General features: G+C 71.0%; 13 protein-coding genes and 1 pseudogene. 3 read left to right on the forward strand and 11 right to left on the reverse strand.

The window, feature by feature from the left end:
* Nucleotides 1-116: 116 nt before the first annotated feature.
* The 10 genes from ACFU8Q_RS32205 to ACFU8Q_RS32250 form a co-directional block, all read right to left on the reverse strand.
* Nucleotides 117-617, reverse strand: a complete 501-nt coding sequence (locus tag ACFU8Q_RS32205) for a tetratricopeptide repeat protein (protein WP_384460818.1) — start codon at nt 615-617, stop codon at nt 117-119.
* 111 nt (nt 618-728) lie between these two features.
* A complete protein-coding gene (locus ACFU8Q_RS32210) occupies nt 729-983 on the reverse strand; it encodes a WhiB family transcriptional regulator (protein ID WP_266355898.1) in 255 nt (84 codons plus the stop codon).
* Between the two features lie 117 nt (nt 984-1,100).
* Nucleotides 1,101-1,901, reverse strand: coding sequence for a VOC family protein (locus tag ACFU8Q_RS32215; RefSeq protein ID WP_384460823.1), 801 nt, complete (start codon nt 1,899-1,901; stop codon nt 1,101-1,103).
* 141 nt (nt 1,902-2,042) lie between these two features.
* Nucleotides 2,043-3,116 carry an LLM class flavin-dependent oxidoreductase gene (locus ACFU8Q_RS32220; protein ID WP_384460826.1) on the reverse strand — a complete coding sequence of 358 codons (1,074 nt, stop codon included), beginning with the start codon at nt 3,114-3,116 and terminating at the stop codon, nt 2,043-2,045.
* A 4-nt stretch (nt 3,117-3,120) separates the two neighbouring features.
* Nucleotides 3,121-4,008, reverse strand: a complete 888-nt coding sequence (locus ACFU8Q_RS32225) for an ABC transporter substrate-binding protein (protein ID WP_384460830.1) — start codon at nt 4,006-4,008, stop codon at nt 3,121-3,123.
* Complete coding sequence (locus ACFU8Q_RS32230) at nt 4,009-4,773, reverse strand: ABC transporter ATP-binding protein (RefSeq protein ID WP_384460833.1); 765 nt, start codon at nt 4,771-4,773, stop codon at nt 4,009-4,011. It lies immediately after the preceding gene.
* The gene (locus ACFU8Q_RS32235) at nt 4,770-5,600 is read right to left on the reverse strand and encodes an ABC transporter permease (RefSeq protein WP_384460836.1); all 831 of its coding nucleotides are present in this window, start codon (nt 5,598-5,600) and stop codon (nt 4,770-4,772) included. Before ACFU8Q_RS32235 ends, ACFU8Q_RS32230 begins: the two co-directional genes overlap by 4 nt.
* A complete protein-coding gene (locus ACFU8Q_RS32240) occupies nt 5,597-6,619 on the reverse strand; it encodes an NrtA/SsuA/CpmA family ABC transporter substrate-binding protein (RefSeq protein ID WP_384460839.1) in 1,023 nt (340 codons plus the stop codon). The genes ACFU8Q_RS32235 and ACFU8Q_RS32240 overlap by 4 nt, the downstream gene beginning before the upstream one ends.
* Before the next feature lie 21 nt (nt 6,620-6,640).
* Entirely contained in the window at nt 6,641-7,660 is a 1,020-nt protein-coding gene (locus ACFU8Q_RS32245; protein WP_384460842.1) for an ABC transporter substrate-binding protein, read from the reverse strand.
* A 152-nt stretch (nt 7,661-7,812) separates the two neighbouring features.
* A complete protein-coding gene (locus tag ACFU8Q_RS32250; RefSeq protein WP_384460845.1) occupies nt 7,813-7,923 on the reverse strand; it encodes a putative leader peptide in 111 nt (36 codons plus the stop codon).
* 198 nt (nt 7,924-8,121) lie between these two features.
* Here ACFU8Q_RS32250 and ACFU8Q_RS32255 point away from each other — a divergent pair, with 198 nt between their 5' ends.
* The 3 genes from ACFU8Q_RS32255 to ACFU8Q_RS32265 all read left to right on the forward strand — a co-directional run bounded on the left by ACFU8Q_RS32255 (nt 8,122) and on the right by ACFU8Q_RS32265 (nt 11,496).
* Nucleotides 8,122-8,904, forward strand: a complete 783-nt coding sequence (locus tag ACFU8Q_RS32255; RefSeq protein ID WP_384460848.1) for an IclR family transcriptional regulator — start codon at nt 8,122-8,124, stop codon at nt 8,902-8,904.
* A gap of 97 nt (nt 8,905-9,001) precedes the next feature.
* Complete coding sequence (locus ACFU8Q_RS32260) at nt 9,002-11,215, forward strand: DEAD/DEAH box helicase (RefSeq protein ID WP_384460851.1); 2,214 nt, start codon at nt 9,002-9,004, stop codon at nt 11,213-11,215.
* Nucleotides 11,216-11,313: 98 nt separating this feature from the next.
* Complete coding sequence (locus ACFU8Q_RS32265) at nt 11,314-11,496, forward strand: pentapeptide repeat-containing protein (protein ID WP_384460853.1); 183 nt, start codon at nt 11,314-11,316, stop codon at nt 11,494-11,496.
* Here ACFU8Q_RS32265 and ACFU8Q_RS32270 read toward each other — a convergent pair.
* A pseudogene (locus tag ACFU8Q_RS32270) lies at nt 11,484-12,434 on the reverse strand (multicopper oxidase domain-containing protein); the annotation flags it as partial. The gene ACFU8Q_RS32265 and the pseudogene ACFU8Q_RS32270 overlap by 13 nt on opposite strands.
* Nucleotides 12,435-12,677: the final 243 nt, after the last annotated feature.

Raw genomic sequence — 12,677 nt, forward strand, 5'->3', positions numbered from 1 at the left:
GCCCGGGGCCCGTCCCGCGGCCGCGGGTGTGTTTCCCCGGCGGCCGCAGGGCCCGTCCGGCGCCCCAGGGTCTGCGCGAAGCGGCCGGGGGGCCCGGCGCCGCGCGCCCCCCCGGGTCATATCGTTTCGTGCAGGTCCCGGGCGTAGTGCTCGATCGCCCCGCGGTACTGCCGAACGTGCGGGTCCTCGCTGGTGGCGGCGAGCAGTCCCAGCAGCAACCGCGTCGATTCATGGTGCTCGCCGGTGTTGAAGAGGGCCATGGCGAGAAACGTTCGCAGCGCCCCGTCGTCGGGGAACCGCTCGACGCCGCCACGCAGCACCTCGACGGCTCTCTCGTACTGTCCGAGCACCCGACAGGTGCTCCCGAGGCCCAGCAGCGCGCCCCGGCGGTCCTCCTCCGACAGCCCGGTCCCGTCGAGGCAGCGTTCGTAGAACGGCACGGCCTCGGCTTCCAGCCCGAGCACATCATGGACCCAGGCGGTCTGGTAGGCGACTTCCGCGTCCGCGGGAAAGGCGGCGCAGAGGGCCAGCAGCCGCTGTCGGGCCTCCTCGGGGCGGCCTTCGGTGCGCAGCCGCACGGCCGTAGCGAGCAGGGTGTCTCTTTCGTGATCGTTCATACAGAGATTGTCCCTGGTCAACGGGGTCGGCCGGCTGCGTCGACGCCGCCCGCACGGCGAGGGTGCGGCCCTGTTCCGGACGGGCCTCGGTGTCGCACGGACAGGGTGTGTTCAGGCCCGCTCGCGGCCGGTTCTGCGCAGCCGGTCCCGCTCCTTCTCCGAGAGGCCGCCCCACACGCCGAACCGCTCGTCGTTGGCAAGGGCGTACTCCAGGCAGGCTTCGCGCCCCTCACAGGCGTTGCAGAGCTGCTTGGCCTCACGTGTGGAGCTGCCAGGGGCAGGAAAGAAGAATTCGGGCCCCGCCTGGGCGCACAGCGCCGTCTCCTGCCAGGCGAGCGCGGGGTCGGCCGCGGTGTTGATCAGCATGGCACCCACAGTGCCCGGTCGCGATAAACGACTGATCAACGCTCCATCAATGCGGCGCGCCGATGGCTTCCGGTCAGCTCTCCGGAGTCGGTGTCCGTGCCGGCGGCGCACTCTTGATCACAGCTGCGCGCTGGTGATCAGGGAGAATTCCGCGCCGTCCGGATCGGCTACGTTGGCGAACTTGCCCACGCCTGCCATCTCCATCGGCTCCAGTGTCAGTTTGCCACCCAGCCGCTCCACCTCCGCGACGGCCGCGTCGCAGTCGTCGACCTCGAAGTAGGGCAGCCAGTGCGGTCCGGCGACCGCCCTGGTCGCAACGGCGTTGAGCGGAACCAGACCGCCGAAGCTCGCCTCCTCACCACCGCCCCTGGTCCGGATCACCGTGTAGGACCCGCCGCCTCCCGGGAACGGCGCCAGCGCGGTCTCCCAGCCGAACACGGTGGCGTAGAACGCGGCCGCCGCCGGGACGTCCGGGGTGTACAGCTCGGCCCAGCACAGGGAACCCGCGACACCCACGACACCGAGGCCCGGATTCTCCTTCGGCTGCCAGACGCCGAAGAACGCCCCCGCCCGGTCCTTGAATCCGGCCATCGTGCCGAACTCCAGGACGTCCCTCGGGGCGAACGTCACACTGCCGCCGGCCTGCTCCACGGCCTTCGCCGTGGCGTGGGCATCCGGCGAGCGGAAGTACACCGACCAGGACGGCTCCGCCTGCTCCGCCTGCTCCGCGGTGACCGTCAGCACGCCCCCGGCCGTCTTCCCGTCCAGCATGAACAGGCCGTAGCCCCCCGTCTCCGGGCCGCCGGCCGCACACTCCCAGCCGAAGAGGCCGGAGTAGAACGCGATGGCCCCGTCGAGGTCGGGCGTGCCCAGATCGATCCAGTTGGGCGCTCCGGTGACAAAACGAGTGGTGAGCATGGCGCGCTCCTTCGACGAGGCCCGTTCTCGCGGTGCAGGCACGTCTTCCCTGACGTTCCGAGTCTCGCACCGGCCACTGACCATCGCAGCCCACGGCCGGCCCGCCGAGGGTGGAACGAACGGAGCTTCGGCCACCGCGCGTCAGCCGTTCACCCCCAGCGCCGGAAGCACCGTCTCCGCCACCCGGTAGGCCTCCTCCAGCAGTGGGTTGCCGGAGAGGATGAAAGTGTCGACGCCCAGGTCCTGGAACTCCTTGAGACGTTCGGTCACCTGGGCCGTGGAGCCGACGACCGCGGTGCCGGGGCCGGGGCGGAAGAGGCTCATGCCCGGCCACATGTTGGGGTGTACTTCCAGCTCCCGTGCGTGCGCGGGGACCTTGCCGCCGTGCTGGCGGAACTGGCGCTGCCAGCCCACGCCGTCCTCTCCCGCGCGGTCGCCGAGCTGCCGGACGTACGTCGCGTCGCTCGTGACGTCGAGCAGCCGGTCGGCCGCCGCCCAGGCCTCGTCCTGCGTGTCGCGGACGATGAGGTGGAGCCGCAGTCCGATCCTGAGTGTGCGGCCGTACGCGGCCGCGCGTGCCCTGACCCTCTCCAGCTTCTCCTTGAGGAGGTGCGGCGGTTCGCCCCAGGTCAGGAAGGTGTCGACGTGCTCGGCCGCCATCTCGATACCGGGGTCGGAGGAGCCGCCGAACCAGAGCGGGATGTGTGATTCCTGGACCGGCTTCAGCTCCCTGAAGGACGCGCCGGCGTTCTTCAGGTCGTAGAAGCGTCCCTTGTGGTCGAAGACTTCCCCCGTTGTCAGCCGCTTGACGATCGACCAGTACTCGGCGCTCAGCTCGTACCGTTCGTCGTGCTCCACGTGGAGCCCGTACTCCTGGAGCGACCTGGTCGAGCCGTTGACGACGTTGAAACGGAGCCGGCCGCCGAAGAGGGTGTCGAAGCTGAGGGCCATCTTGGCGAGCAGTGTCGGCGAGATCAGGCCGGGGTGGACGGCCAGCAGAGGCTTGAACTTCGTGCTGGTGGACGCGGCCAGTGCGCTGCCGAGCGGCCACACGTCGTACAGGTCGGTGGCGAGCAACGCGCCGCTGTAGCCGAGGCGTTCGACCGTACCGGCGAGCTGGGCGAGGTAGCCGAGGTCCACCGGCCGTCGCCCTTCGGGTTCCCAGGGGTAGGCGCCGTCGCGCGGGATGATGTACCAGAGGACTTCGGTCGCCATGTCGTCACGCCACCTTGTCCGCGACGGCACCGGCCACGGCGCGGGCGACGATGACCGGCCGGTCGATGAAGCCGGTGCGGTGGAAGATGTCGGCCGCCTCCTGCTGTTCCGCGATGAAGGCGTCGGTGACGGGCTCGATCCGCCAGGGCAGGGCACGCAGCGCGGTCTCCCAGTCGTCGGCAGAGCCGCCGAGGTCGGCGGCGGCGATCTCGGCCGCCTGCCGGGGGTGGGCGGCCGCCCAGCCGTCGGCGCGCCGCAGGGCACGGGTGAGCGCCTCGATGATCTCCGGGCGACTCTCGACCAGGTCGCGGCGGGCGAAGAAGACGGAGCGGTCGGTGATGACGTCGCCGGTGCGGATCAGGGTCCGCAGCCCGCCGGTGCGCCGGGCCGCGGCCAGCTGGGCACCCTGGGCGACCCAGGCGGCGATGGCACCGGTGCGCAGCAGTTCCTCGCTGTTCCCGTCGCTGCGCACGGCGGTGATGTCGTCGGCGTAGGAGAGCCCGACGTCATCCAGCGCCTTGGCGATCAGGTGCGTCTGCCAGGAGCCGATCGCGAGGTGGACGGTGGTGCCCTTGAGGTCGGCGACCGTGCGCGCGGGGCTGTCCTCGGGAACGAGGAGCGCACCGTGTTCGGGGCGCGGGGCGGACACGGCGGTGTAGACGATGTCGTGGCCGGCTGCCTGGGCGGTGACGGGCGGCGTGGAGCCGGTGCCGCCGAAGTCGATGACACCCTGGCTGAGGAGTTCACCGGTGCGGACGCCATTGGTGTATGGGTGGAAGACGACGCTCTCGCCCAGCGGCGCCAGTTCCTCCTGGGCGAGGCCCAGCCGGGAGAGGTGGTACAGGTGGTAGAGAGACGGGTTGCTGCTGTGCACGCCGATGGTGATGGTCATTCAGATCACTCCGACTTCGGTACGTTCGAGGGCTGTTGAGAAATGCGCGGGGTTCGGGGGCGTTCCGACCCCGAGGTCGTCGAGGAGTCGTCGGCGCAGGGCCGCGAACGCGGGGTCGCCGGGGTCGCGCGGCCGGTCGACGGTGACGGGCTCATCGGTGACGAGCCGGCCGTCGCGCAGGACGGCGACCCGGTCGGCGAGCCGCACCGCCTCGTCGACGTCATGGGTGACGAGGAGGACGGCGGGCCGGTGCTTGCGGCACAACTCCCCCACCAGGTCCTGCATCTTCAGCCGGGTCAGGGCGTCGAGCGCGGCGAACGGTTCGTCCAGCAGCAGCAGTTCGGGTTCACGGACCAACGCCCGGGCGAGTGCGACCCGTTGGGCCTCGCCTCCGGAGAGGGTGGCGGGCCAGGCTTCGGCGTGCCGTTCGAGACCGACCTCTGCCAGGGCCCGCAGCCCGCGCTCGGAGCGGCCGCGCGGCAGGGCCACCGTCACATTGGCGAGGACCTTCTTCGACGGTACGAGGCGGGGTTCCTGGAAGACGACGGTACGGGCCTGCGGTACGAGGGCCTCTCCGCCGTCGGCGCCGTCCAGGGCGCCCAGGATGCGCAGCAGAGTCGTCTTTCCGCTTCCGCTCGCACCGAGCAGGGCGACGAATTCGCCCCGTGCGATGTCGAGTCGGAGGCCGTCGAGCACGGCACGGTCACCGAAGACGCGGCGCAGTCCCCGTACCCGTACGGCGGTCTGTGGAGTCTCGTCGGTCATCGGGTGGCTCCCTGTGGGGTGCGCCAGGGCATCGTTACGCGTTCCAGCAGCCGCACGATGATGTCGGCGGTGAGTCCGAGGAGCCCGTAGACGAGGATGCAGACGGCGAGGATGTCGGTGCGGGCGTAGCTCTGAGCCTGGGACATCAGGTAGCCGATGCCCGCCGTCGCGTTGATCTCCTCCGCGGCGATCAGCGCGATGACGCTGAGTGTCATGGAGAGCCGCAGCCCGGCGAGCAGGGACGGCAGGGCTCCGGGGAGGACGACTTCACGTACGAGGGCGAGCCGGCCCATGCCGAAGCTGCGCATGGCCTCGATCAGCTTGGGATCGGTGTTGCGTACCCCGCTCGACGTCGAGACGTACATCGGGAAGGTGGTGGCGACGGCGATGAGCAGGATCTTCGCGGTTTCGTTGATCCCGAACCAGACCATGAACAGGGGTACCAGGGAGAGGAACGGGATGGTGCGCAGGGTCTGGAGGGAGGAGTCGAGGAGTTCGTCACCGAGGCGGGTGAATCCGGTGGTGATGCCGAGGGTGAGCCCGGCGGCGAGCCCGATGAGGAGGCCGAGACCGGAGCGGGTGAGGGAGGTGGCGAGCGCGTCGGGCAGTTGTCCGTTTCCCCACAACTCACTTACTGCGTCAAGCACTTCGGCGGGCGAGGCGAGGACGTCGCGGGTGAGGAGTCCGGTGGCGGACGCTGTCCACCAGAGCGCGAGGAGGGCGACCGGGCCGAACGCCCGGACGGTGAGGGAGTAGGCCCGGCCACGCGCCCTGCGCCGTTGGGGGCGCGGCCGGACGAGGCCGGGGGGCAGGGTGGCGTCGCTCATGCCAGCTTCTCGATGTCGAGGAGGTGGGCGGCGACGTCGACCCGGGTCGTGGTGACCTTCTGTTGGGCGTAGAAGGCGGCGACGGCCTCGAAGCGCTCGATGTCCTCGGGGCCGATGGGGCCGACCGTGCCGCCCTTGCGGGTGAAGTCGGCCTGGACCTCCTTGGCCTTGCCGGCGACGGCGGTCGGCCCGACGTCCGTGAAGACGTTCAGGTAGGCGGCCGGGTTCTGTTTCTCCTTGGCACTTGCGTCGTGCAGGTACTGGTAGAGCGCCTTCACGACCTTCGGGTGCTGCTCGGCGAAGCCGGTGCGTACGGCGTTGAGGCTGTAGTTGTCGGAGCCGATCGCGGCGCCGTCGGCGACGAAGTGTGCCTTGCCGGTGCCGATTTCGGCGACGGCGTAGGTCGCCCAGACGGACCAGGCGTCGACCTTGCCCGCGTTGAAGACGGCGGCCGTCTGGTCGGGCCGCACATAGACACGCTCGACCTTGTCAGCGGGGATATGGGCCTTGGCGAGCGCCTTGAGCAGCAGGTATTCGCCGGTGCCGCCCTGATTGACGGCGACCTTCCTGCCGACGAGGTCGGCGACCGATTCGATGCCGGAGCCGTTCTTGACGAGGATGCCCTCGCCCGCCGCGTCCGGGTCGACGGCGGCGAAGAACTTGAAGCCGGGGCGCTGGGCGAGCGAGGTGATGCCGGAGGTGATGGAGCCGGTGGCGATGTCGAGCTGGTCGGCGTTCATCGCCTGGGCGGCCGGGGCGAAGGGCCCGGCGCTGCCGGTCCACCGCACCTTGGCGCCGACTTCGGCGAGGGCCTTGTCGAGGCTGCCGTCCTTCTTGCCGAGGGCGAGCACACCGGAGTTGCCGGGATCGGGGATGCGGATCTCCACCGTGCCCTTGGCAGCGGAGCCGCCGCTGCCGCTGTCGGCCTCAAAGGTGCCGCAGGCGGTGAGGGCGAGGAGTGCGGTGGCCGTGAGGAGCGCGGGGGCGAGGACGGTGCGCAGGGGCTGGGGAAGGTTCATGGTGTCGGGGGTCCTCATGGCTCAGGGGGCAAAGAGCGGGGCGGCGGGGCGGGAGGCGGCGAGTGCGGTGGCGCGCCGCAGCGGTTCGGGGTCGGCCCAGGCCGTGACGTCGACGGGTTCGGCTAGGAAGCCGTGGGCGCGCAGCCCGGCCTCCTGTCCGGCGAGGAGGGCGAGGCGTTCCGGGGAGAGGTCGGGGTGGAGGGCGAGGTGGGTGCCCGGCCGATAGGCCCCGGCGACCCCGTCGGCGCCCGCGCCGGTCTCGGCACCGAGGATGCGGGCGACCTCGCCGGGCTGTCCGGCGGCCCAGTCGGCGGCCCTGAGCAGAACGGCGAGGAAGCGGTCGACGAGGCCGGGGTGGTCCTCGAGAAGTTGCTGATGGACGGTGATCGGGCGCGGGGTGCCGTTGTTGATCCGGTGCCGGCGGTCGGGCAGGTCATCGAGTTCCACGGCGACCTCGGCGCCCGCCCGTTGTGCGGCCTCGACGGCCAGCGCACCCTTCACATACACGGCGTCGACGTCGCCGCGCCGCAGGGCCGCCAGTTCGGCCCCCCACTGGACTTCGCGTTCCGCCGCGGGTACGTCGACGAGCACGGCGTCGTCCAGCGTGAGTCCGACGCTCGCGAGGGCGCCTTCGAAGCCCCGCAGTGCCATCGCCCGCCAGAAGTCGATGGCGATGTCGTGCGCGGGAACGGCGAGCCGCAGCCCGCGCAGGGCTTCGGCGCCCTGGATGGCCGAGCCGGGACCGACCAGTACGGTCTGCCGTTCCTCGATCCAGGTGAGACCGATCAGCCGGGTCCGTTCGCCACGCGAACGGGCCCACAGGGCAGGGACGTTGCCACCCTCGCGGAAGAGTCCCGGCAGGGCGTGGGTGAAGTGGGCGGCCCGGTCGGCATCGGGCGCGGCGTCCTGGAGGGAACGCACCGTGATGCCGTCGGGGGCGAACTCTTCGGTGAGCCACTGCCGGTCGGCGGCGATGCCGGTCGCGGTGGGCACGGGACAGCGGGTGAACCAGAGCGTCCGGGGCAGGACGGCGTGCGTCATGGGGTCTTCCCGAGGGGTCGGCGAAGCGGATGGAGTCGTGGCACGTGGCACGTACGTCGGGGATGTGGGCACCGCGTACGGCGAAAGAGCTCCGGGCCGCGTCGGAAACGCGGCGGGAGACAGGAGAGGAAGAGCGAGAAGGGGAGGGGGGGTCAGCGACAGGCGGCGCTGGAGACCCGCGCCAGGTCGATGTGACGGCGCAGCGTCAGGGCGAGCAGGACCGGAGCGGCGTGGGCGGGGGTCGCGGTTCGGCGGACGGCCATGGCACTGCTCCCTTCGGCTCGTCGGTGGTGATGTGCGGCAGCCTGCCACGAAATCACACCCGCTCACAACTTGCTTCCCATGATGTGGGATTGAGTGTGAACAGAGTGTTTCCTGCACCCGATTCCCCGTTTTCCGACTCCCGTAATGTGGCAACCGCATGCCCGGCCATCCCCCTCACGAGCGGAGAGTGACCCGATATGACCGAGGCCGCGACGGTGCGTGCTCCCGGCGGAGCCCAGGCGGTACGGCGCGCCCTGGACGTCCTGCACTGTTTCCATGACAACGGCTCCGACCTCAGCGCCTCCGACCTCGCCCGCCGCCTCGAACTGCCGGTCTCCACGGCGCACCGGCTGGCCCGCACGCTGCTCGGCGCGGGCTTCCTGGAGCAGGACGCCCGTACGTCCCGCTACCGGCTCGGCCCCGCCGTGACCGAGCTGGGCCGGCTCTCGTACCACCAGCGCGGCCTGCATCTGGCCGCCCCGGAGCTGACCGATCTCGCCGAGCGCACGGGCGCCACCGCGGATCTGGCGCTGCGCAGCGGCCCCCACGCGGTGATCGTCGCGGGTGGTTCGGTCACCCCGAAGGTGGGGCTGCGCAGGCCGCTGCACTCCACCGCGCTCGGCAAGGTGCTGCTGGCCTGGGCGCGGCCGGGCGAGGGCGGGCCCTCCTCGCTCCCTCCGCTCCCCGCGTTCACCGACCGTACGATCGTGGAACCGGCCGCCCTGGAAGCCGAGTTGGCGAAGGTAAGGTCCGACGCCTATGCGCTCAACGACGGCGAGTCGGCGTACGGGGTGCGGACCCTGGCGGTCCCCGTGCTGGACGGCGCCGGGTACGCGCGCTTCGCCCTCGCGGTCCGGGCCACGCCATCCGTGATCACGGACGCGCGCACCAAGTGGTTCCTGTCGCAGGCCCGCTCCTGCGCGCGGGCCCTGGAGGTGCTGCTGCTCTCCCCGACGGAACGCCGACCGCCCACGCCCTGAGCCGAAGGCGCTGTCGGCGCCGCGTGGCACGATATGAATCGCCCGGGGCAGGTGCCGGGCAGGACGGCAGCCGGGCTGCGCGGACAGAGGGACGTACATGACAGAGGCCGGACCGACGGAGGCCGGGGCGAGCACGGGAAGGGCCGCCCGGGAGCTGCTGGCGCAGGCCGAGCGGCTGCTGGACATGGCGCGTGCGGTGCTGACCGATCACGCCCGTGCAGTCGATGCCGTGCACGCCGCGCTGACGCCGCTGCTCGACTCCCTCATCCGTCGAGAACTGTCGGCCATCCCGGTCTCCCGACTCAAGGACGTCACCGAGGGACGGCTGCGGCTGGGCGCGGTCGAGCAGGCCGGCTTCACGACCGTCGGCCAGGTGCATGAGGCGAACCGTTACGAGCTCCGCCAGATCCCCGGCGTCGGCGCACAGACGGCCGACCAGGCGCTGGCGGCGGCCGGCCAGATCGCCCACGCGGTACGGGACACGGTCGCGGTCCGGATAGACGTGGAGACCCCGGACGACTCCACGACCGCGCTGGTCATCGCTTTGCACCGGCTGGTCGAGGCCGGTCCGGACATCCGCCGGGCGGTGGATGCGGCAGGCCGGCTCGTCGGGCGTCTCGATCCGTTGCTGGCCACGGCGGGACCGGCGCGGCGGCGGCTGCGCATGTGGTTCACCCGGCGCCGGGCCCGTGCCCAGGCGCTGGAGGCTGTCGCCTCGGTGCGAGCCGTGGTCGACGAGGCGACCGCGCGCGAGCTTGCGCTGCTGTTCGGTCAGGTGTCCGTCGATCTGCTGCGAGCCCCGGATTCGGACGTCGCGGCGTGGGTCGATTTCGAGCTGCGGTCCGCCGAGTACTACAGCCTGCTCGCCGAGATGTCGGGCACCGGCCCCGACCGGGACGCGGCCGAGGGGTTCCTGCCGTCCGGAATCGCGGACCGGGTACGCGGTCTGCGGCTGGACGACGCCCATCTGCGTGTCTCGCTGCGCGGCTACCAGTCGTTCGGCGCCCGGTTCGCGCTCGCGCAGAAGCGGGTGATCCTCGGTGACGAGATGGGGCTCGGCAAGACCATCCAGGCCATCGCCGCGCTCGCGCACCTCGCGGCGCGGGGCGAGACGCACTTCCTGGTGGTCTGCCCGGCGAGCGTGCTGATCAACTGGGCGCGCGAGGTCCGTGCCCGCTCGACCCTGCACACGCTGCCGGTGCACGGCCCCGAGCGGCAGGGCGCCTTCGCCCAGTGGCGCGAGAGCGGCGGGGTCGCGCTCACCACGTTCGATGCCCTGCACACCCTGCCGGCCCCCCGGGACTGCGGCATGAGACCCGGCATGCTGGTCGTCGACGAGGCCCACTACGTCAAGAACCCCGAGACACGCCGCTCCCGGGCGGTGTCCGGCTGGACGCAACGCACCGAGCGGGTGCTGTTCCTGACCGGTACGCCGATGGAGAACCGGGTCGAGGAGTTCCGCAGCCTCGTCCGCCATCTCCAGCCCGAACTGGCCCCCTCGATCCACACCACCCACGGGGCCGCCGGATCGCAGGCGTTCCGCAGGGCCGTCGCCCCGGCCTATCTGCGGCGCAATCAGGAGGACGTGCTGACCGAACTCCCGGCGCTGGTGCAGGTCGACGAGTGGGAGGAGTTCAGCGCGGGCGATCTCGACGCCTACCGCGACGCGGTGGGCGCCGGGGAGTTCATGCGGATGCGCCGAGCCGCGTACGCCCGGCCCGCCACGTCCGCGAAGCTCAACCGGCTGCGCGAGCTGGTCACCGAGGCCGCGGAGAACGGCCTCAAGGTCGTCGTGTTCTCGTACTTCCGCGAGGTGCTTCGCACGGTCGAACAGGCCCTGGGACCAGGCGTGTTCGGTCCGCTCTCGGGAAGTCTCCCGGCTGCCCGGCGGCAGCAGTTGATCGACGGGTTCGCTGCCGTCGACGGCCATGCGGTTCTGTTGAGCCAGATCCAGGCGGGCGGTGTCGGACTGAACATGCAGGCCGCCTCCGTCGTCATCATCTGCGAACCGCAGATCAAGCCGACGATGGAGCATCAGGCGGTGGCCCGCGCCCATCGGATGGGGCAGATACGGACCGTCCGGGTGCACCGGCTCCTCGCGGCCGACAGTGTCGACGAGCGGATGCTCGGCATCCTGGCCCGCAAGGAGCGGCTGTTCGACCTGTACGCACGGCGCAGCGACGTCGCCGAGACGACGCCGGACGCCGTGGATGTGTCGGACGGGGCTCTCGCCCGACGCATCGTCGAGGAGGAACAGCTGCGCCTCGCCACGGGAGCGGCCGGAGCGGCCGCGGCGGTTTCGGAAAGCTGACCGATCAGGACCCGTGCGCCGCCGGGTCGTGCGCGGCCGCGCCCTTCGCCGCGTCGCCGGAAGCGGTACCGCCCGAAGCCGTCTTGTCCGGCCGCGCCTTGTCCGGCGCCGTCTTCTCCGGCGCCGTCTTCTCCGGCCTCATCTTGTCCGGCGCCGTCTTGTCCGGCGCCGTCTTCCCCGGCCTCGTCTTGTCCGGCGCCGTCTTGCCGGGCGCCGTGTCGCCCGAAGCCGTCTTGCCGGGGGCCGGAGTGTCGTGGTTCATCTGGGCGTGCGGGTCGTAGTCCGGCACGGTGCCGTCGGCCTCGGCGATCAGGAGCAGCCCGGCCATGCCCATGTCGGCGTGACTCTGCACATGGCAGTGGTACATCCAGGCACCCGCTCCCACGTGTTCGCCCGCGATGACCTGGAAGCCGAAGGAGTCCCCCGGGCCGACGATCTTCGTGTCGATGACGCGGCTCGGGTCGTCCGGACCGGTGAGCAGCCCGGTCCGGTTGTCCGCCCAGCGATGACCATGGACATGGAACGTGTGGTAAGCCTCGCCGTGCGTGATCATGACCACTTCGAGCCGGTCCCCCACCGTGGCCCGGAAGTCGGGGGCCTTGTGGACTGCCTTGTTGTTGATCGTCATGTCGTTGAAGACGATCGTGATCGTCTTGTCCGGCAGGATGTCGCCCTTGCGGCGGACGATCAACGGACCATAGAGGCCCTTCCGGATGCCGCCGGTGCCGTGATCCGTGCCCACCACGTGGTCGTGGTAGTGCCAGTATCCGGCGTTGCCCGGCTGCCAGGTGCCGTCCTTGCGGCGGCCCGCCGCATGGGTGCGCCAGGTGTAGGTGCGGGTGTCACCCGGCTCGACGATGCTCTTGTTCATCCGGGTGCCGTCGCTCGCGATGTCGTAGTCGACGCCGTGCGGGTGCAGGCTGACCGGCACGTCCATCGTGTTCTCGAACTCGATGTGCAGGGTGTCGCCCTCATTGATCTCGATGAGGGGACCGGGGATCGATGCCTTGCCCTTCTCGAGGCCGTATCCCATCCGACCGTCCCCCAGCTTCTCCGCGTACAGCTCGAGGTGGCGGACGACACCCCCTGCCGGGGCGGTCTTCGGCGGGGGTTCCGCCGAGCTGGCCTCGATCGCACCGACCGACAACGATGTCACCCCGGTCGCGGCCGCCACACCGCCGCCTACCAGGAACCGCCGGTTGAAGCTCCTTCTGTCCATGACGAACTCCCCACTGCACTAAGGAATTTACGGAGTTTTACGCACGCACCCGGATCGCAGGGACTGCCCGGATCACGGAGACTGCCAGGTCGCGGAGATTGCGGGACTGCGGAGTTACGGAGGTTACGGCGATCGCGGCGGCTTCGGACGTTACCGAGGTTGGCGGGGCGCGGCTGCCGCCCGGACGGCCCACACCGTAGCCGCGGGGGACCGGCGTCAGGTGGCCGTGGCCGCATGCTGAGG

It is taken from the genome of Streptomyces sp. NPDC057543, from assembly GCF_042801895.1.
GTDB lineage: Bacteria > Actinomycetota > Actinomycetes > Streptomycetales > Streptomycetaceae > Streptomyces.

Coding starts and splice junctions, on each gene's coding strand:
- ACFU8Q_RS32255 (WP_384460848.1), top strand. CDS start 8,122: ATGACCGAGGCCGCGACGGTGCGTGCTCCCGGCGGAGCCCAGGCGGTA.
- ACFU8Q_RS32225 (WP_384460830.1), bottom strand. CDS start 4,008: ATGACCATCACCATCGGCGTGCACAGCAGCAACCCGTCTCTCTACCAC.
- ACFU8Q_RS32230 (WP_384460833.1), bottom strand. CDS start 4,773: ATGACCGACGAGACTCCACAGACCGCCGTACGGGTACGGGGACTGCGC.
- ACFU8Q_RS32260 (WP_384460851.1), top strand. CDS start 9,002: ATGACAGAGGCCGGACCGACGGAGGCCGGGGCGAGCACGGGAAGGGCC.
- ACFU8Q_RS32235 (WP_384460836.1), bottom strand. CDS start 5,600: ATGAGCGACGCCACCCTGCCCCCCGGCCTCGTCCGGCCGCGCCCCCAA.
- ACFU8Q_RS32240 (WP_384460839.1), bottom strand. CDS start 6,619: ATGAACCTTCCCCAGCCCCTGCGCACCGTCCTCGCCCCCGCGCTCCTC.
- ACFU8Q_RS32210 (WP_266355898.1), bottom strand. CDS start 983: ATGCTGATCAACACCGCGGCCGACCCCGCGCTCGCCTGGCAGGAGACG.
- ACFU8Q_RS32205 (WP_384460818.1), bottom strand. CDS start 617: ATGAACGATCACGAAAGAGACACCCTGCTCGCTACGGCCGTGCGGCTG.
- ACFU8Q_RS32220 (WP_384460826.1), bottom strand. CDS start 3,116: ATGGCGACCGAAGTCCTCTGGTACATCATCCCGCGCGACGGCGCCTAC.
- ACFU8Q_RS32250 (WP_384460845.1), bottom strand. CDS start 7,923: ATGGCCGTCCGCCGAACCGCGACCCCCGCCCACGCCGCTCCGGTCCTG.
- ACFU8Q_RS32215 (WP_384460823.1), bottom strand. CDS start 1,901: ATGCTCACCACTCGTTTTGTCACCGGAGCGCCCAACTGGATCGATCTG.
- ACFU8Q_RS32245 (WP_384460842.1), bottom strand. CDS start 7,660: ATGACGCACGCCGTCCTGCCCCGGACGCTCTGGTTCACCCGCTGTCCC.